The organism is Polaromonas sp. P1_G2 (assembly GCF_056405515.1).
This window is the reverse complement of the sequence record NZ_JBFUBY010000054.1, coordinates 1-17580: the sequence shown is the minus strand read 5'-3', so window position 1 is coordinate 17580 and position 17580 is coordinate 1. Positions and strand designations below refer to the sequence as shown.

At 63.6% G+C, this 17580-nt stretch carries 16 protein-coding genes and 1 pseudogene; 4 read left to right on the top strand and 13 right to left on the bottom strand.

Features of this window, described 5'->3' with window-relative positions:
- Nucleotides 1-190 (top strand): hypothetical protein (locus tag AC1D0P_RS08175; protein WP_477676278.1); only part of this gene is annotated, 190 nt, incomplete at its 5' end.
- Nucleotides 191-235: 45 nt separating this feature from the next.
- Here AC1D0P_RS08175 and AC1D0P_RS08170 read toward each other — a convergent pair.
- The 11 genes from AC1D0P_RS08170 to AC1D0P_RS08120 form a co-directional block, all read right to left on the bottom strand.
- The gene (locus AC1D0P_RS08170; protein ID WP_477676277.1) at nt 236-1894 is read right to left on the bottom strand and encodes an MFS transporter; all 1659 of its coding nucleotides are present in this window, start codon (nt 1892-1894) and stop codon (nt 236-238) included.
- Nucleotides 1895-2144: 250 nt separating this feature from the next.
- Complete coding sequence (locus AC1D0P_RS08165; protein ID WP_477676276.1) at nt 2145-2795, bottom strand: 2-hydroxychromene-2-carboxylate isomerase; 651 nt, start codon at nt 2793-2795, stop codon at nt 2145-2147.
- Nucleotides 2796-2833: 38 nt separating this feature from the next.
- Nucleotides 2834-3589 carry a YbaK/EbsC family protein gene (locus tag AC1D0P_RS08160; protein ID WP_477676275.1) on the bottom strand — a complete coding sequence of 252 codons (756 nt, stop codon included), beginning with the start codon at nt 3587-3589 and terminating at the stop codon, nt 2834-2836.
- 1 nt (nt 3590) lies between these two features.
- The gene (locus AC1D0P_RS08155) at nt 3591-4511 is read right to left on the bottom strand and encodes a hydroxymethylglutaryl-CoA lyase (RefSeq protein ID WP_477676274.1); all 921 of its coding nucleotides are present in this window, start codon (nt 4509-4511) and stop codon (nt 3591-3593) included.
- A 39-nt stretch (nt 4512-4550) separates the two neighbouring features.
- The gene (locus AC1D0P_RS08150; protein ID WP_477676273.1) at nt 4551-5489 is read right to left on the bottom strand and encodes a 2-hydroxyacid dehydrogenase; all 939 of its coding nucleotides are present in this window, start codon (nt 5487-5489) and stop codon (nt 4551-4553) included.
- A 39-nt stretch (nt 5490-5528) separates the two neighbouring features.
- Nucleotides 5529-7520, bottom strand: a complete 1992-nt coding sequence (locus tag AC1D0P_RS08145; protein WP_477676272.1) for an acetyl/propionyl/methylcrotonyl-CoA carboxylase subunit alpha — start codon at nt 7518-7520, stop codon at nt 5529-5531.
- Entirely contained in the window at nt 7513-8187 is a 675-nt protein-coding gene (locus AC1D0P_RS08140) for a DUF4126 domain-containing protein (RefSeq protein ID WP_477676271.1), read from the bottom strand. Before AC1D0P_RS08140 ends, AC1D0P_RS08145 begins: the two co-directional genes overlap by 8 nt.
- Nucleotides 8188-8197: 10 nt before the next feature.
- Entirely contained in the window at nt 8198-8989 is a 792-nt protein-coding gene (locus tag AC1D0P_RS08135) for an enoyl-CoA hydratase/isomerase family protein (protein ID WP_477676270.1), read from the bottom strand.
- Nucleotides 8986-10158: a dienelactone hydrolase family protein gene (locus AC1D0P_RS08130; RefSeq protein WP_477676269.1), complete on the bottom strand. Its 1173-nt coding sequence runs from the start codon at nt 10156-10158 to the stop codon at nt 8986-8988. Before AC1D0P_RS08130 ends, AC1D0P_RS08135 begins: the two co-directional genes overlap by 4 nt.
- Nucleotides 10151-11287, bottom strand: coding sequence for an acyl-CoA dehydrogenase family protein (locus tag AC1D0P_RS08125; protein ID WP_477676268.1), 1137 nt, complete (start codon nt 11285-11287; stop codon nt 10151-10153). The genes AC1D0P_RS08130 and AC1D0P_RS08125 overlap by 8 nt, the downstream gene beginning before the upstream one ends.
- 25 nt (nt 11288-11312) lie before the next feature.
- Nucleotides 11313-12935, bottom strand: coding sequence for a carboxyl transferase domain-containing protein (locus AC1D0P_RS08120; protein WP_477676267.1), 1623 nt, complete (start codon nt 12933-12935; stop codon nt 11313-11315).
- Nucleotides 12936-13082: 147 nt separating this feature from the next.
- Here AC1D0P_RS08120 and AC1D0P_RS08115 point away from each other — a divergent pair, with 147 nt between their 5' ends.
- The 3 genes and pseudogenes from AC1D0P_RS08115 to AC1D0P_RS08105 form a co-directional block, all read left to right on the top strand.
- Nucleotides 13083-14120, top strand: coding sequence for an AraC family transcriptional regulator (locus tag AC1D0P_RS08115; RefSeq protein WP_477676266.1), 1038 nt, complete (start codon nt 13083-13085; stop codon nt 14118-14120).
- Nucleotides 14121-14172: 52 nt separating this feature from the next.
- Nucleotides 14173-14853 (top strand): glutathione S-transferase family protein, encoded by a 681-nt coding sequence (locus tag AC1D0P_RS08110; protein ID WP_477676265.1) that lies wholly within the window; start codon nt 14173-14175, stop codon nt 14851-14853.
- A gap of 387 nt (nt 14854-15240) precedes the next feature.
- Nucleotides 15241-15519, top strand: a pseudogene (locus AC1D0P_RS08105) (IS21 family transposase); the annotation flags it as partial.
- Nucleotides 15520-15798: 279 nt separating this feature from the next.
- Here the strand turns inward: AC1D0P_RS08105 and AC1D0P_RS08100 are convergent.
- Both AC1D0P_RS08100 and AC1D0P_RS08095 read right to left on the bottom strand, forming a co-directional pair.
- Nucleotides 15799-16962, bottom strand: coding sequence for an aminotransferase class V-fold PLP-dependent enzyme (locus AC1D0P_RS08100; RefSeq protein WP_477676264.1), 1164 nt, complete (start codon nt 16960-16962; stop codon nt 15799-15801).
- A gap of 117 nt (nt 16963-17079) precedes the next feature.
- The gene (locus AC1D0P_RS08095; RefSeq protein WP_477676263.1) at nt 17080-17460 is read right to left on the bottom strand and encodes a YciI family protein; all 381 of its coding nucleotides are present in this window, start codon (nt 17458-17460) and stop codon (nt 17080-17082) included.
- Between the last annotated feature and the right edge of the window lie 120 nt (nt 17461-17580).

Here is a 17580-nt window from a genome sequence, read left to right as displayed (position 1 = left end):
GGTCTATGTCGCCGCCCTTGTTCAAGAGGAACAGCGCCAGGCCTGCGATCACGATAAATCCGAGTACAAGTTTCCACATCTTTCTCTTCTCCAAAAAAGCAAAAAACAAAAAGGCAAAAAAAACCCAAAAAAAAGCCCCCGGCACATGGATGACGAGGGCCTGCAAATATCACCAGGCTCTTCAGCCTGAAGAAACCGGTGCGGGCCATCGGGCCCGCGCCGGCGATCACACCAATCAGTCGTTGGCGTAAATGTCCACGTCCTTGGTTTCCTTGATGAACAAGGTGCCAATCACCACGGTCATGCCGGCGATGATGATCGGATACCAGAGGCCGTTGTACATATTGCCGGTCTGCGCCACGATGGCGAATGCGGTCRTCGGCAGCAGGCCGCCGAACCAGCCGTTGCCGATGTGGTACGGCAGGCTCATCGAGGTGTAGCGGATGCGGGTCGGGAACAGTTCCACCAGCATGGCGGCGATAGGGCCGTAGACCATGGTCACCAGCACCACCAGGTAGAACAGGATGGCCGTGACCATGACCTTGTCGATCTTGGCCGGGTCGGCCTTGGCGGGATAACCGGCGGTCTTCAGGTCGTCAGCCACGAGCTTCTTGAACTCGGCGTCCTTCTTCTTGGCGTCGTCGGCGCTCATGCCCTTGGCGGTGTAGCTGGGGATCGCGGTTTCGCCGATCTTGATGGTGGCCACCGTGCCGGCGGGTGCGGCGACGTTCTCATAGCTCACCGAAGCGCCTGCCAGCACCTGTTTGGCGATGTCGCACGAGCTGGTGAACTTGGCGGTGCCGGTCGGGTTGAACTGGAACGAGCACTCTTTCGGGTCGGCGGTCACGATCACCTTGTTCTTGGCTTGCGCGGCGGCGAGGTCGGGATTGGCGGCCTTGGTCAGCGCGGTGAACACCGGGAAGTAAGTGACCACGGCCAGCAGGCAGCCGGCCATGATGATGGGCTTGCGGCCGATCTTGTCCGACAGCGTGCCGAAGATCACGAAGAAAGGCGTGCCCAGGATCAGCGAATACGCCACCAGGATGTTGGCCGTGGGGCCGTCCACCTTGAGCGCCTGCGTCAGGAAGAACAGCGCGTAGAACTGGCCCGAATACCAGACCACGGCCTGGCCGGCGGTCAGGCCGATCAGCGCCAGGATCACGATCTTCAGGTTTTTCCACTGGCCGAAGGACTCGGACAGCGGCGCCTTGGAGGTCTTGCCCTCGGCCTTCATTTTCTGGAAGGCGGGGGATTCGTTCATCGACAAACGGATGTAGACCGACACGGCCAGCAGCAGGATGGAGACGATGAACGGAATGCGCCAGCCCCAGTCGGCGAAAGCGGCCTCGCCCATGGCGGTACGCACACCCAGGRTCACCAGCAGGCTCAGGAACAGGCCCAGCGTGGCCGTGGTCTGGATCCAGGAGGTGTAGGCGCCGCGCTTGCCCTGGGGCGAGTGCTCTGCCACGTAGACGGCTGCGCCGCCGTACTCACCGCCGAGCGCCAGGCCTTGCAGCATGCGCAGGGCGATCAGGATCACCGGCGCGGCCACGCCGATCGAGGCATAGTTGGGCAAGAGGCCCACGATGAAGGTCGACAGGCCCATGATCACGATGGTGACCAGGAAGGTGTACTTGCGGCCGATCATGTCGCCCAGGCGGCCGAACACCAGCGCGCCGAAGGGGCGCACGATGAAGCCGGCGGCAAACGCGAGCAGCGCGAAGATGAAGGCCGAGCCCGAATCCAGTCCGCTAAAGAACTGCTTGGCGATGATGGCCGCCAATGAACCGTAGAGGTAGAAGTCGTACCACTCGAATACCGTGCCGAGCGAAGAGGCGAAGATCACCTTCTTCTGCTCGGCGGTCATGGGTCTGTTGTCGACGGCTGTTGCCATGATGTGTGTCTCCAAATAGTGAGGGCCTCCGGTATGGAAGCTACCCTGATTATTTTTGGAGTCCCTGACCTAGCTCTGACGTGAAACTAACAGGAGCTTTCGTGAAACTTATGCGTGGCTGACAACTCAAGGGGAAACCCTTGAGAAACTTTTCAGCATGCGAAGCTGCTCCGGGAAAACGCGTAGAACCTTTTTACACCACGCGTCAAAGTCGCTTACACGGCCATACGCGTGCTTACGTGCACCCGCATCACGCCTTGCGCGCAATGCCCACGGAAATTTTGCTCACGCCGTTCCAGCCTTCGCCGTCAAACCAGGCGTTGCCCAGCAGGTATTCGCGCAGCATGGGCAGCGCGTCGAAGCCCCAGAAAATTTTCCCGTCGACTTCCATCGCGGGCACGCCGAACACGTTCAATGCAATGGCTTCGTCGGTGTTTTTTTTCAGCTGCGCTTTCGCTTCATCGGCCGTCAGGTGTTGCTGCGGCGCAAGCAGCGCGGTGAGCGCGGCCAGCCGCTGTTCATCCGCCGCCTCGGCGCCGCCCTGCCAGACATGGCGAAAAATGGTTTCGCACACATAGCGGTTCGAGCCGGCCGGGTCCGCCGGCGTGCCGCAGGCGCTGGCCAGGCGCAGCAGGGGCAAGGGGTTGAAGGGGTGGCTCGCCGGTATCTTCATTTCAATGCCCTTGCTGTGCGCATGCCACAGCACCTGCCGGTAAGTCCAGTCGCGCTTGGGCGCGATTTCCGCCGGGCCGAGCTGGCCGTGGTGCTTGAGCATCGCGGCAAACAGCACCGGCCGGTAGCTCACGCTGTAGCTCAGGCCCTTGAGCGCTTCGGGCAGGTGCTCGAAGGCGAGGTAGGCGTAAGGCGAAATGAAGTCGAGGTAAAAATTGATGTGCTTCATGAGGCTCTCCGCTGTGTTGCCATGTTTGCTGTGCTTGTTTATGCCCGCACGGCCGCCATGCGCTGGCCTATGGTGCGCCAGAGTTCGCGTTGCGCCTCGGGGCCGGAGCGCGCCCAGGCCGAGATCTCGCCCAGCGTGCGGAAGCAGCCTTCGCAGAGGCCGGTGTCGGCGCTCACGCGGCACACCGAGATGCAGGGCGATGGCACGGCGTCACCCGCTGCTTCCACCGTGCGGCCGCGCGCCGTCACCTGCGCGACCGCCTGCTCGCGCGCGATGCTTTCCTCGTCCAGGTCCACCGCGACGTCGACCACCGGCGCGCCGGTCAGCAGCTCCAGCTCTTGCGGCATCAGCTTGAACACCGCATGCGGATGGCCGGCCGCGGCCCAGATTTCCTCAAAGCGCATCAGGCTCAGGTCCACCAGCACCACCGCCTCGGTGATGTGCCCCACGGGAGACACGCCCCCTATGGAGAWACCGGTTTTGCTTTTCACGAAATCCGCATCGGCCCGGCCCACGCGTTTGCCGTCCGTGCAAACCAGGGCCTCGACCTTGCGTTCGTCCACCCGCCTGTCGCCCGAGGTCACGACCAGCACAGCGGCATCATCCGACTTGCGGCGAAAGATGATGCTCTTGGCGATCTGCCCCAGGCGCACGCCCAGCGCATCGGCTGCCTGCTGCGCGGTGYGGGCCGCGTCGTCGAGCATCACGGGCATATGCGGGTGGCCGCTTTGCTGCAGCACCGCCACCACACGTTGAACCCCTTCGGGCAAGCTCTTCAGTTCGGCACCACACATATCAATTCAATCGCTTGTTAAGGAGCGCGGTCGCCGCGCGAGAATTGGGCTTGCGCCCCAGGAAGTCGCTGATGAATTGTCCCGCATCAATCAGCTTGTCCAGGTCTATGCCGGTGGTGATCCCCATGCCGTGCAGCAGGTACACAACGTCCTCGGTCGCGACGTTGCCGGTCGCGCCCTTGGCGAAGGGGCAGCCGCCCAGGCCGGCCGACGAGGTGTCGAACTGCCAGACACCCATCTGCAGCGAAGCCAGGGTGTTGCCCAGGGCCTGGCCGTAGGTGTCATGGAAATGGCCCGAGACGTCGTTGATATCGAAATGCTGCAGCGTGGCGTCGAGCGCGCGCTGTACCTTGAGCGGCGTGCCCACGCCAATCGTGTCGGCCACGCCCACATGCTGCACGCCTATGCCCTTCATGAGGCCGGCAAGCATGCCGACACGTTCCGGCGCGATCTCGCCCTCGTAAGGGCAGCCCACGGTGCAGGACATGGCACCGCGCACATAAATGCCCTTCTCGCGCGCGGCTTCCACTACGGGGCGGAAGCGCTCAATGCTCTCGGCAATCGAGCAGTTGATGTTCTTCTGGCTGAAGGCCTCACTGGCCGCGCCAAAGACCACGATCTCGTCGGGCCACAGTTCACGCGGCGGCGCGATGGCGGCCTCAAAGCCCTTCATGTTCGGCGTCAGCACCGAATAGCGCACGCCGGGTTTTCGCTTGATCCCGGCCATCACCTCGGCGTTGTCGGCCATCTGCGGCACCCACTTGGGCGAGACGTAGCTGGTGACCTCGATCTCGGTCAGGCCCGCGTCCTGCAGGCGGTGCACCAGTTCAATCTTCACCGCGGCCGGCACCTGGGCTTTTTCGTTCTGCAGCCCGTCGCGGGGGCCGACGTCGACGATTTTGACTTTGGGAGGTAGTTTCATGATGGTCCTGCACGCCGCCCTCAGAAAGGCGGCAATTAATTAGTATCCCTTTTTCGGGTCAACCACACCGGCAAGGGTGTTGATGGGGGCACCCGCTGCCAGGCTGCGTATTTTCCCGGCGATCTGCGCAATACTTTCCTCGCGCAAGGTGCGCGCAGAGGTGTGCGGCGTGACCGTGACCTTGGGGTGTTTCCAGAACGGGTGCTCCGCCGGCAGCGGCTCGGTGCGGAACACGTCCAGCGTCGCGCCGGCCAGCTGGCCGTTATCGATCAGCGCGACCAGGTCTTCGTCGACCAGGTGGCTGCCGCGCGCCACATTGATGACATAGCCGCCCGGCCGCAGCCGCGACAGCGTGTCACGGTTCATGATGCCCAGGGTGTCCGGCGTCAGCGGCAGCAGGCAGACCAGGATGCGGCTGGCCGCCAGGAAATCCTGGAAGCCCGCGCTGCCCACCTCGCCTGAAAAACATTGCACGCCTTCAATCTTTTTGGGCGAGCGGCTCCAGCCATTGACCGGGAAGTCGAACTGCGCGAGCGCCCGGCTCACGCGTTCGCCCAACACGCCCAGGCCCATCACACCAATGGGATAGTCCGTGCGCAGGCGCGGTTTGCGGTAAGACCATTTGCCCTCAGCAATGTCGGCCTCATAGGCGTCAAGCTCGCGGAAATGGCGTATCACCGCATGGCACACATACTCGGCCATCTGCGCCGACATGCCGGCATCGTCCAGCCGCACCACCGGCACGCCGGCCGGCAGCCGCAGCTTCATGAGCGCATCGACACCCGCACCTATGTTGAAGATTCCCTTGAGCTGTTGCTGCTSGTCAAAAAATTGCTGGGGCGGCTGCCAGACCACCGCGTAGTCGGCCTGCTCCGCCCCTGTGGACCACAGCGCCACATCGGCATCGGGGAAAGCGGCCTTGAGGCCGTCCACCCAGGGCTGGGGTTTGGTGTCGGAACAGCAAAAACTGATGCGCATGAAAAATCCCGTTTGAATCAAAGCAAGTCGAAAACAAAATCAAACGGCTATTTTCAACAATTCCGCGCCCTCGCTGACCTGGTCGCCCGGCGCGTACAGCAATTCTTGCACCGTGCCGTCGGCCGGCGCGGCGATGGTGTGCTCCATTTTCATGGCCTCCATCACCGCCAGCGGCTGGCCTTTGCTGACCTTGTCGCCGGCCTTGACGGCGAAGGACACCACCTTGCCAGGCATGGGCGCGGTCAGGCGGCCACCCTCGGCCTGGGCCTCGCCCGCATGGGCCAGGAGGTCTATCGACAGGATTTGCGTTGCGCCGCGCGCGCTGAACACATGGTCGAGCTCGCCCTGCGCATACACCGCCGCCGTCATGCGCTGGCCCGCGAACTGGATGTCCAGGCCCTGCGCGCTTTCGGCAAATACCAAAGGCCCCGCCACGCCGTCCAGCGCCAGGTGCAGCGCGCCGTCATGCCCATAACTCAAGGTGGCCTTGGCCGGCTCGCCATGGAATTCAAACTCAAAACGCCGCTGCACCACACCATGCGAGCGCCATCCGTCGCGACGGCTGAAGGGGTCGGCGCCCTCCAGGGCGCGCTCGTCGAGCAACTGCCTGGCCACCGCCGCCGCGGCCGCCAGGGACAGGCCCACGGGCTCCTGCTTGAACAGCACGGCTTCCTCGCGCTGGATCAGCRCGGTGTCGAGATTGGCCTTGGCAAATGACGGGCTGCGCACCACATAACGCAAAAACTGCACATTGGTGCTCAGGCCCACGATGCGGGTCTGTGCCAGCGCATCGTCAAGCCGGGCCAGCGCCTCTTCGCGCGTCGCGCCGTGCACGATGAGCTTGGCCACCATGGAGTCGTAGTAGGGCGAAATCGCATCGCCCTCGCGCACGCCGTCGTCCACGCGGACCTGGCCGCGCTCGAAGGCTGTGTGTGCCGGTTTTTTGTAGACGTGCAGCGTGCCGGTGGCCGGCAGGAAGTTGTTGTCCGGCGTCTCGGCGCAGATACGCGCTTCGATGGCGTGGCCATGTATGCGCAACTGATCCTGCAACAGCGGCAGCTTTTCGCCCGAGGCCACACGCAGCTGCCACTCGACCAGGTCCAGGCCGGTGATGGCTTCGGTCACCGGGTGCTCCACCTGCAGGCGCGTGTTCATCTCCATGAAGAAGAAGTTCATGCTGCCATCGGCGCGCTGCTCGACGATGAACTCGACTGTGCCCGCACCGACGTAATTCACGGCGCGCGCGGCCGCCACGGCGGCTTCGCCCATCTGCTGGCGCATGGCTTCGGTCATGCCCGGGGCCGGCGCTTCTTCGAGCACCTTCTGGTGGCGGCGCTGCACCGAGCAGTCGCGCTCGAACAGGTAAACGTAATTGCCGTGCGTGTCGCCAAACACCTGGATCTCGATGTGGCGCGGGCGCTGGGCGTACTTTTCGACCAGCACCGCGTCGTCGCCAAAGCTGTTGATGGCTTCGCGCTTGCAGGAGGCCAGCGCGGCCTCGAAGTCCTCGCTCTTGTCCACCGCGCGCATGCCCTTGCCGCCACCGCCCGCGCTTGCCTTGATCAGCACCGGGTAGCCGATGCGGTCGGCCTCGCGTTTCAGCAAGGCCGGGTCCTGGTCGCTGCCATGGTAGCCCGGCACCAGCGGCACGCCGGCTTTTTCCATCAGCTGCTTGGACTCGGCCTTCAGGCCCATGGCCTTGATGGCCGAGGCCGGCGGGCCGATAAACACCAGGCCGGCGGCCGCGCAGGCCTGGGCGAACTCCTCGTTCTCGCTCAGGAAACCGTAGCCCGGGTGGATGGCCTCGGCGCCCGTGGCCTTGGCGGCTTCGATGATGCGCTCCCAGCGCAAGTARCTGTCYTTGGGCGCGCTGCCGCCTATGTGCACSGCCTCATCGCAAAAGCCCACATGCTTGGCGCCCGCATCGGCGTCGGAATACACCGCGACGGACTGGATGGCCATGCGTCTTGCCGTAGCAGCGACCCGGCAGGCGATCTCCCCGCGGTTTGCAATCAGGATTTTTTTAAACATGGTGGTCGTTCTGTTTTGAGAAAGGAGACTTCAAGGTAAAAGCGGCGGCCGTGCCCGGGTCCGGCCTGCCGCTGAAAATGCGCGCCACGCGGATAAACAGCTGACGCAAAAACCGCCAGCACACGCGTATCAACCAGACGCTGAGCGCCAGCACGATGGCCAGCAGCACCACAAAAATCAAAGGGTGCGCAATCGCCAGCCACAAGCCCAGCGGCACCAGCCCGTCTTCAAGCAGCGAGGCGCCTATGTTGCTGAAGGGCTCGGGCGAGGTGTTGATGGCCGCGCGCGTGGTGGCTTTGGCGGCAAAGCTGGTGGCCGCCAGTGTGCCGCCCAGCAGAGCCGCGACCAGCGCGCCCAGGCCGTCGTCGCCGCCAAACACCGCGGCCGCCAGCGCAGCGCCCGCCGGGATGCGGATCACGCCATGCACCACGTCCCACAGCGAATCGAGCCCCGGAATCTTGTCGGCGAAAAATTCGATAAACACCATGAAGCCGCTGACACCCAGCACCACGGGGTGGGCCAGCAGCTGCAGGCCCGCCGGTAGCTGCACCCAGCCCATAAAGCCCGCCAGGCCCGTCAGCAGCACCACCAGGTAGAGGCGCACGCCGCTGGCCCAGCCCAGCGCGCCGGCCAGGGCGATCAGTTGTGTGGTGTCCAGGGTGGTCATGGCTATGGCTTCACGCCGGTGTGGAAGGCAGCCAATTTGGCTTGCGCTTTTGCAGAAAAGATTGAACGCCCTCTCGGCCTTCAGGGCTCACGCGCACATCGGCAATGCCCTGGACCGTCATCTGCGTAAGTTCCGGTGTGATGGCCTGCCCGGCCACGTCCTGCACCAGTTTTTTGCAGAGCTTCACGGCTTCGGGGCCGGCGCTGACCAGGGCTTTCACCAGCTCGGCCACCTTGGTATCCAGCGCTTCGGCCGCCACGACCTCGTGCACAAAACCGATGCGCAAGGCCTCGGCCGCATCAAAACGCTCGGCCGTCAAAAAGTAGCGATGCGCGGCCCGCGCGCCCATGGCGCGGACCACATAAGGACTGATGGTCGCCGGGATCAGGCCCAGCTTGACCTCGCTAAGGCAGTAGCCGGCCGTGTCGGCAGACACGGCGATGTCGCAGGCCGCCACCAGTCCCGTTCCGCCCGCGTACACATCCCCCTGTATGCGTGCAATGACGGGCCGAGGGCATTCATACACGGCCTGCAGCATGGTGGCGAGGCGGCCCGCGTCCTCAAGGTTCTGCTCGTAGCTGTAGTCGGCCATGCTGCGCATCCAGTTCAGGTCCGCACCCGCGCAGAAAGCCGGGCCGTTGGCCGCCAGCACCACACAGCGCACGTCGTCACGCAGGCCCAGCTCGACAAAGGCCTGGGTCAGCTCGGCGATCACCTCCTGGTTAAAGGCGTTGCGCACCTCGGGGCGGTTCAGGGTGACGGTGGCGACCAGCGCCTCGACATGCAGGGTCAGGTGATTCATGGTGTGGTCCAGACAACGTCGTTATCGACGGCATAAAGTTTGCATTTTCCGGAGGCGTGGCGGTTGCAGCTGTCGAGCGCACGCTTGATGGGATCGTCACCGCCCTCCGCCCAGCCCCAGCCGCCCGTGGGCCCGACGGCAAAGGCGCGCGGCACCTCCTTGGACAGGAAGGCCTTGTAGCCCGCCTTGCCGGAAGCCGACAGGAAAGGCAGCGCGGGCTCCTCGGTGATGGCCGCAAAATCGGTTTTGGGCGGCGCCTCGGTTTTCTTGCCCGCGGGCGCAAAGCGCGCAAACGCCGGCGCGGGCTGGCTGGGCAGGCCTATGCTTTCGAGGAAACGCGTGACTTCAGGTTGCCAGATGCCCTGGCCCTTGGTGGAGCCGAACATGCTGTGTGAATCGCTGCTGAAGGTCCCGAAAGCGACCACACGCGCCTTCTCGCCGCCGCTGTTGTAGCGTGCCGCCATGTCCTGCCAGGTGGATGGCGAAAAATAACTGTCGTTGTCGCCGTAGAACCATAAGGAAGGCAGTTTGGTTTCGGCCGCATAGGTGCCCGCGGCTCGGGCCAGGTTGGCCTGCCAGCCCGCGCAGCTTTCCTGCCGCAGGCCGCCCGCGAAGTTGACCAGGCCTTTGACGCCGGGGTAGTTGAGTGTGCCGAAAGCCAGCGTGGTCCAGCCGCCATGCGACTGGCCCATCACCAGGATTCGGGTTTTGTCGGCCTCAGGCTGCGCCAGCGCGTAGTCGAGCACCGCCTTGACGTCCTCGGCCTGGACGCGGCCGTTGCTCTCCACATTGCAGCCGCCGCCTATGTAGCCCCCGCTGGATTTGGAGAAGCCCTGGCGCATGGGCACCAGCACCATGTAACCGCGCTGCAAAAAGTAGCGCGCGGCGATGGCCGGCCGGTAGCGCGACTGAAAGCGCGGGTCCCCCATTGCCTTGCCGTGGTTGATGACCACCACCGGGAAAGGCCCGGGGCCGTCGGGTTTGTAGAGCGTGGTTTCCAGTTCGGTGCTGCCGATGATGGCTTTTTTGGACACCATAAACACAGACTCATTCAGGGCAGCGCTGAGTTCCGGCTCCTGCGCGCTCGCGGGAGCCAGGACGGCGCACAGCAGCATCCCCAGCAGGGCCGATGCCCACAAGGTTCGAGAAAAACGGTGTGTATCAGTCATATCGTTTGGCCACTTCTTCGAGCATCACTTCGGTTGCGCCGCCACCTATGCCCAGCACACGCGCGTCGCGCCACAGGCGTTCAATCGCTGTCTCGCGGATAAAGCCCATGCCGCCGTGGAACTGCTGGCAGGTTTGCAATACTTCGTTCACCAGCTCGCCGGTCAGCGCCTTGAGCATGGATACTTCTTGCACGATGTCGCGGCCCTGCGTCACGGCCCAGGCGCAGTGGTACATGAACTGGCGCGCCGCGCGGGTCTTGGCGTCCAGCATGGCGATGCGCTGGCGAATGGTTTGTTTGTCCCACAGCGTGGCGCCGAAGGCCTGGCGCTGGCGCACATAGTCCAGCGTCATCTTGATCGCCTGCGTGCAGTGGCCGACCGCCATGGCCGCCAGCGCGATGCGCTCAGTCTGGAAGTTTTTCATGACCGAATAAAAACCCTTGCCCTCTTCGCCCAGCAGGTTGCCGGCCGGGATACGGACGTTGTCAAACACCAGCTCAGCCGTGTCCGACGACAGCCAGCCGGTTTTCTTGAGTGCACGGCCCACCGTAAACCCCGGCGTGCCTTTTTCGACAATGAACATGGACACATCGTGGCGCGCCGTGCCGGTCTTGGCCGCGATGAAATACAGGTTGGCAAACACACCGTTGGTGATGAACATCTTGGTGCCGTTGAGCACCCATTCGTCGCCTTCACGTTTGGCAGTCATGCGCATGCCGGCTACGTCCGAGCCCGCACCGGGCTCGGTGATACCGACCGCGGTGATTGTCTTTCCCGCAATCACGTCCGGCATGTAGCGCGCCTTCTGCGCCGCATTGCCCGCGTGGAACAGGTGCGGGCTGGCCATGTCGGTATGCACCAGCACCGTGATGATGAAGCCGCCAAAGGTCGACTGCGACAGCACCTCGGCAAACACCAGGTTGGCCAGCGCATCGGCCTCGCCGCCGCCGTACTCCGCCTCATACATCAGGCCCAGCAGGCCGGCCTCGCCCATCTTGCGCAGCACCTCGCGCGGCACGCAGCCCTCTTCTTCCCAGGCAGCCGCAAACGGCTCAACCTCACGCGCAATGAAGCGCGCGACCTGCTCGCGCAGCAGCTCGTGCTCGGAGGTGATGTAAATGTTGTCCATGGCCGGCTTTGTGGCTTACCCGGATTTACATGCGGAACACGCCGAACTTGGTCTCGGGAATCGGCTGGTTCAAGGTGGCCGACAGCCCCAGCGCCAGCACGCGCCGCGTATCCGCCGGGTCGATCACGCCGTCGTCCCAAAGCCGCGCGCTCGAGTAATAAGGATGGGACTGGTGGCCGAACTGGTCCAGCACCGGCTGCTTGAAGGCCGCCTCTTCCTCGGCGCTCCACTGGCCGCCCTTGGCTTCAATCGCGTCGCGCTTCACCGTGGCCAGCACCCCGGCGGCCTGCTCGCCGCCCATCACGCAGATGCGCGCATTCGGCCACATCCACAAAAAGCGCGGCGAATAGGCCCGGCCGCACATGCCGTAGTTGCCGGCGCCGTAGCTGCCGCCGATGATGATGGTGAACTTGGGCACCTGGGCCGTGGCCACCGCCATCACCATCTTGGCGCCGTGGCGCGCGATGCCCTCGGCCTCGTATTTTTTGCCGACCATAAAGCCCGTGATGTTCTGCAAAAACACCAGCGGGATCTTGCGCTGGCAGCACAGCTCGATGAAGTGCGCGCCCTTCTGCGCCGATTCGCTGAACAAAATGCCGTTGTTGGCGATGATGCCCACCGGCATGCCTTCGACATGCGCGAAGCCGCAAACCAGGGTGGTGCCGTAGCGTGCCTTGAACTCGGCGAACTCGCTGCCGTCGACGATGCGCGCAATGATCTCGCGCACGTCATAAGGCTTGCGTGTGTCGGTCGGGATCACCCCATAGAGTTCTTCGGGGCTGTAGAGCGGCGGCGCGGGCGTGCGCAGCACCTGCTGGGGCTGCYTCTGCCGGTTCAGGTTGGCCACGGCGCGGCGCGCCAGGGCCAGCGCATGCGGGTCGTTCTGCGCCAGGTGGTCGGCCACGCCCGACAGCCGTGTGTGCACGTCGCCGCCGCCCAGGTCTTCGGCCGAGACGATCTCGCCGATGGCCGCCTTCACCAGCGGTGGGCCGCCCAGGAAGATGGTGCCCTGGTTCTTGACGATGATGGTCTCGTCGCTCATGGCCGGCACATAGGCGCCGCCGGCGGTGCAGCTGCCCATGACCACCGCGATCTGCGCAATGCCCGCAGCGCTCATGTTCGCCTGGTTAAAAAAAATGCGGCCGAAATGGTCGCGGTCGGGGAAGACTTCGTCCTGGTTGGGCAGGTTGGCGCCGCCCGAATCGACCAGGTAGACGCAAGGCAGGTTGTTCTGCTGCGCGATCTCCTGCGCGCGCAAATGCTTTTTGACCGTCATCGGGTAATAGGTGCCGCCCTTCACCGTCGCGTCATTGCACACCACCATGCAGTCCACCCCGCTGATGCGGCCTATGCCGGCGATCACACCCGCGCAGGGCGCGCTGTCGGTGCCGTCGCGGTCGGGGTACATCGCGTAGGCGGCCAGCGGCGAGAGTTCGAGGAAAGGCGTGCCCGGGTCCAGCAGCATCTGCACCCGGTCGCGCGGCAGCAGCTTGCCGCGCGCCGTGTGCCGCGCACGCGCGGTGTCGCCGCCGCCGTGGGCGGCCTTGGCGACTTTGGCGCCGAGGTCGTCGACCAGCGCGCGCATGGCGGCGGCATTGGCCTGGAAGTCGGCGGAACGGGCGTTGAGCTGGGTCTCAAGAGCGGACATGGATTTTTTCCTGATGGGGGCGCTGAAAGGACGTCGGAAGGCGTACCGGCCCTACCTTAGCGCCAAACAGCCAGCTTAGCGAAAACCCGCCCCCGGCAGGCCGCCAACAAGGTTGCAAATCCTGCCAACGGCACCGAGAATCACAAGATGCCCTCCCGCAGCCCCGCCAACCCGCCCGTCGCCGCCACGCCCATGGCCTTTGCTAGAAGCATAGCGGCCGCCTACAAGCGCGAAGGCCAAAGCCCGGAGCAAGCCCTCAAACTGGCACAGATCACGCCAAACCAGCTCAAACAGCCAACCGGCCACATCACCGCCCGCCAGATGGAACTGCTCTCAGGCGCCGCCATGCAGGAGCTGGGCGACGAAGGCCTGGGCGCCTTCAGCCGCAAACTGCCCTGGGGCAGCTACGGCATGCTGGCGCGCGCGTCGATTAGTTCGCCGAATCTGGGCGTGGCCCTCAAACGCTGGTGCCGCCACCATGCACTGATTGCCGACGACATCACCCTGCGCCTGACCACCAGCGGCGACACGGCCGCGATCACGGTTGAAGAGAAGGTGCCCAGCCAGGTGGGTGAGTTCGGTTTGGTCCACGTGCTGCGCAATATCCACGGCCTGGCCTGCTGGTATGTGGATTCGCGCATTCCCCTGCAGGGCGCACGCTTTCCATTCGAGGCGCCGGCCCATGTGGAGGCTTATGCGCTGATGTTCCCCGGCCCGGGCCTGCAGTTCAAGGCCGCGCAGGCCGAGATCCGCTTTGATGCGCGTTACCTGGCTTTGCCTTTGCGCCGTGACGAAAAAGCCTTGCAGCAGATGTTGCAGCGGGCTTTGCCCTTGACGGTGCTGCAGTACCGGCGCGACAGGCTGCTGGTGGAGCAGGTGCGGCAGGCGCTGGCGAACCCGGCCGTCGCCTCACATACCGCGGAGACCCTGGCGGCAACGCTCAACATGTCGCCTCGCTCCCTGCATCGCCAGCTTCAGGAAGAAGGAGCGTCGCTGCAGCAGCTCAAGGACGAGGTGCGCTTTGAGAAGGCCAAGGACTTGTTGCTGCGGACCTCAAAGCCCATCAAGCAGGTGGCTGAGGCTTCTGGATTTCGGAATGAGAAGAGTTTTACGAGGGCGTTTCGGGAATGGAGCGGCCAGTCACCCGCGGAGTTCCGGCAAGGAAAACCGCCACCACTGGCCTGATTTGCCCCCTTCGTGGCAGGACTTGTGACGCGCGGCGCCCTAGACTGTGCGCATGATCACCCTTCACCACTGCGTCAGCGCCCGCTCCTTCCGCCCCTTGTGGATGCTCGAAGAGCTGGGCCTGCCCTACACGCTGCGCATGCTGCCTTTTCCGCCGCGTGCGCTGGCCCGCCAATTCCTGGCGGACAACCCCTTGGGCACCGTGCCCCTGCTGGTGGACGGCGACACCCGCATGACCGAATCCGCGGCGATATGCCAATACCTTGCGGCACGGCACAGCCCCGGGCAGCTGGATGTTCCGCTGGCAGACCCGGCCTATGGCGCTTACCTGAACTGGCTGCACATGGGCGAAGCCACTTTGACCTTTCCGCAAACCCTGGTGCTGCGCTACACCCACTTCGAACCCGAGGCGCGCAAACAGCCCCAGGTCGCGGAAGACTACAGCCGCTGGTTCCTCGCCCGGCTGAAAGCCATGGACGCCGCCCTGCAGCAGCAACCCGAATTTCTCTGCGCCGGCCGCTTCACCGCCGCCGACGTGTCGGTCCACTACGCCCTCATGCTGGCCAGCCACCTTGGCCTGGCAGCACAATTCCCCGATGCGGTGCGCCGTTACCACCGGCAGCTCGAGCAACGCCCGGCATTTCAGCGCGCCCTGCTGGCGCAGCATCAGGCCGCGCTGGACCAGGGCATCCCGACCACGCCGGCACCGGATATGCGGCCGGGCAAGGGATAGGGGCGGGGGAGAACTACCCGCGGGGATGCATTCACAGATTCTGTGGGCAAGCTTGTGTACCCGCGTGAGGACAACACGGAGATCCTTACCTGGCGTGGCTTCCAGCAGGATGCCCGTAAAACAGGCAGCATCAATCCGCAGGCATTGCCAATGGCCAATCAAAGTGAGTAAAGGCTTGGTGGGTGTGACAGGCGCTGACGAACCCCGACGGTCTAAAACAAGGCATTTTTCACATGACATGAAATGTTACAAGCCGTATATTGCCTCAGTGCCTCCCAAAGGTGTTGAATTCCGTCGAAATCTGACCCACTTAGCGCAGTAATTTCCATCCAAAACTGACCCACGTAGGCACTACCCTGCTTGTTTTAAAAGCAGGGGAAATTAGGAGTGATAGACGTGGCGACATTGAATGTCATCAGACGTTGGGCATTGCGGGATCAGATGTCCATCCGCGAGATCTCAAGGCGTACAGGCCTGGCTCGCAACACAGTGAAGAAGCACCTGCGATCGGAAGAGAGCGAGCCCAGCTACCAAAGGCGGGCAACCCCAAGCAAGCTCGATCCCTACGCCGAGAAGCTGGCCACCTGGCTAGTCATCGAGGCAACAAAATCGCGGAAACAGCGGCGCACTTTGAGGCAGATCCACACAGACTCAGCCCAAAAAGGAGAAAACCAAGAACTTATCCACATCGTGAGCAGCTTCTGCTCACAAAGAGTGTGGGTCAATATTCGATGGAAAACTCGGGTCAAACTTCAGCGGAATTCAACAACGCTGGACACTCCATGTACTTCACGGACCATAGCGTCGGTACGTTGCCTTCAATTCCAACCGCGTTTTGCTGTCTTAGCCAATCTTCCGAATATCCAGGATGAATCTCAACCTTGCAGTGTGGACATTTCATCTAAGCTCCCAAAGTTGATTAATTCTCAGAATTGGAGAAATGCTTCAAAAATTCTCAGCCGCCTCGGCAATCCGCCCAGTCACCCCAATCCCCTCCAAAGCCCCCGCCAGACTCGCCACCGTCCGGTCCACGTTATGCCACTTCTCCAGCCCAAACAGCCCCACGCGGAAGGTCTTGAAGTCCGCACCTTCATCGCATTGAAGCGGCACACCGGCGGCGGTCTGCAAACCCTCGGCCAGAAACTTCTTGCCTGACTGAATGTCAGGATCGGTGGTGTAGCTGACGACCACGCCCGGGGCCTTGAAGCCCTCGGCGGCCACGCTGGGCAGGCCACGGCTTTCGAACAGGGCGCGCACCTTGCTGCCCAGTTCTTGCTGTTCTGCCTTCACTTTCGCAAACCCGTACGCTTGCGTTTCCTTCATCGTGGCGCGCAGGCGAGTGAGGGCGTCTGTCGGCAGGGTCGCATGGTAGGCGTGGCCGCCGTTTTCGTAGGTCTCCATGATCTGCAGCCACTTCTTCAAGTCGCAGGCGAAGCTGGAGCTCATGGTGGTCTCAATCGCGGTGCGGGCGCGTTCACTGAGCATGACCATGGCGCAGCAGGGTGAGCTGCCCCAGCCTTTTTGCGGGGCCGAGATCAGGATGTCGACGCCGGTGGCTTTCATGTCCACCCACATGGCGCCGGAGGCGATGCAGTCGAGCACAAACAGGCCGCCCACCGCATGCACGGCGGCGGCGACGGCTTGCAGGTAGCTGTCGGGCAGCATCATGCCGGAGGCGGTTTCGACGTGGGGGGCAAACACCAGGGCGGGCTTTTCTTTGGCGATGGCGGCGACGACGTCTGCCACCGGGGCGGGCATCCATGGCGCCTGGGCGCCTGCCGCTGTCTTGCGGGCTTTGAGCACGGTGTGGGAGGCGGGGATGTTGCCCATCTCGAAGATCTGCGTCCAGCGGTAGCTGAACCAGCCGTTGCGCACCACCATGACATGTTTGCCGGCGGCGAACTGGCGGGCCACGGCTTCCATGCCGTAGGTGCCGCTGCCGGGCACCAGCGCGACCGAATGCGCGTGGTAGACCTCTTTGAGGATGGCGGAGATGTCGCCCATCACGCCCTGGAAGCTGCGCGACATGTGGTTGAGGGCGCGGTCGGTGTAGACGACTGAAAACTCAAGCAAGCCGTCTGGGTCTACGTTAGGCAGAAGTCCGGGCATGTGTCTCACCTTTTTATTAAAAGTCGGGCTGGCAGCTTAGCACCGCAGCCCGATTCGGGACAGCCCGGCCCAGGGAGACCGTTTCAGCGCTGGGGGCGGTGGGTGCCCCGCCGGTGCTCAGGCCGGCTTGCCGCTGTACTGCTCAAAAAAGCCGATGGGGTGGATATCGATGTTCCAGCCCACGTTTTCGCCCAGCGTGGCGGCCGGGTGCAGCGAGGCGATGCGTACGGCTTCGTCCCTGCTGTCGGCCTCGATGATGAAAAAGCCGCCGACCAGCTCTTTTGCCTCGGCAAAGGGACCGTCGGCCACCGTGGTCTTGCCGCCGCGCGGCTGCAGGCGGATGGCGGGCCCGTCCAGCGAAGCGCTCAGGCGCAGTTGCCCGGTTGCCTTGAGCTCGGCATCCTTGGCCGGGCACTGGCTGACCAGCGCCTTGCGGTCGGCAGGCGACAGGGCAGCCATGTCGGCGGGTTTGTAGTTGGCGAGGCAGAGGTATTTCATGGGGTTTCCTTTCGGTGATGGAGGGTTTTGCTTGCTGACACCTCTACGACGAACAGGACGGGCCGGAATCGACATACCGGTCAAAAATAATCCTGAAACAGATTCTCAGCCCATCAACTC

Excerpts from the sequence above, each read along its gene's own strand:
- AC1D0P_RS08110 (WP_477676265.1), top strand. The coding sequence starts at position 14,173 with ATGATCACCCTTCACCACTGCGTCAGCGCCCGCTCCTTCCGCCCCTTG.
- AC1D0P_RS08155 (WP_477676274.1), bottom strand. The coding sequence starts at position 4,511 with ATGAAACTACCTCCCAAAGTCAAAATCGTCGACGTCGGCCCCCGCGAC.
- AC1D0P_RS08115 (WP_477676266.1), top strand. The coding sequence starts at position 13,083 with ATGCCCTCCCGCAGCCCCGCCAACCCGCCCGTCGCCGCCACGCCCATG.
- AC1D0P_RS08140 (WP_477676271.1), bottom strand. The coding sequence starts at position 8,187 with ATGACCACCCTGGACACCACACAACTGATCGCCCTGGCCGGCGCGCTG.
- AC1D0P_RS08135 (WP_477676270.1), bottom strand. The coding sequence starts at position 8,989 with ATGAATCACCTGACCCTGCATGTCGAGGCGCTGGTCGCCACCGTCACC.
- AC1D0P_RS08100 (WP_477676264.1), bottom strand. The coding sequence starts at position 16,962 with ATGCCCGGACTTCTGCCTAACGTAGACCCAGACGGCTTGCTTGAGTTT.
- AC1D0P_RS08165 (WP_477676276.1), bottom strand. The coding sequence starts at position 2,795 with ATGAAGCACATCAATTTTTACCTCGACTTCATTTCGCCTTACGCCTAC.
- AC1D0P_RS08095 (WP_477676263.1), bottom strand. The coding sequence starts at position 17,460 with ATGAAATACCTCTGCCTCGCCAACTACAAACCCGCCGACATGGCTGCC.
- AC1D0P_RS08125 (WP_477676268.1), bottom strand. The coding sequence starts at position 11,287 with ATGGACAACATTTACATCACCTCCGAGCACGAGCTGCTGCGCGAGCAG.
- AC1D0P_RS08130 (WP_477676269.1), bottom strand. The coding sequence starts at position 10,158 with ATGACTGATACACACCGTTTTTCTCGAACCTTGTGGGCATCGGCCCTG.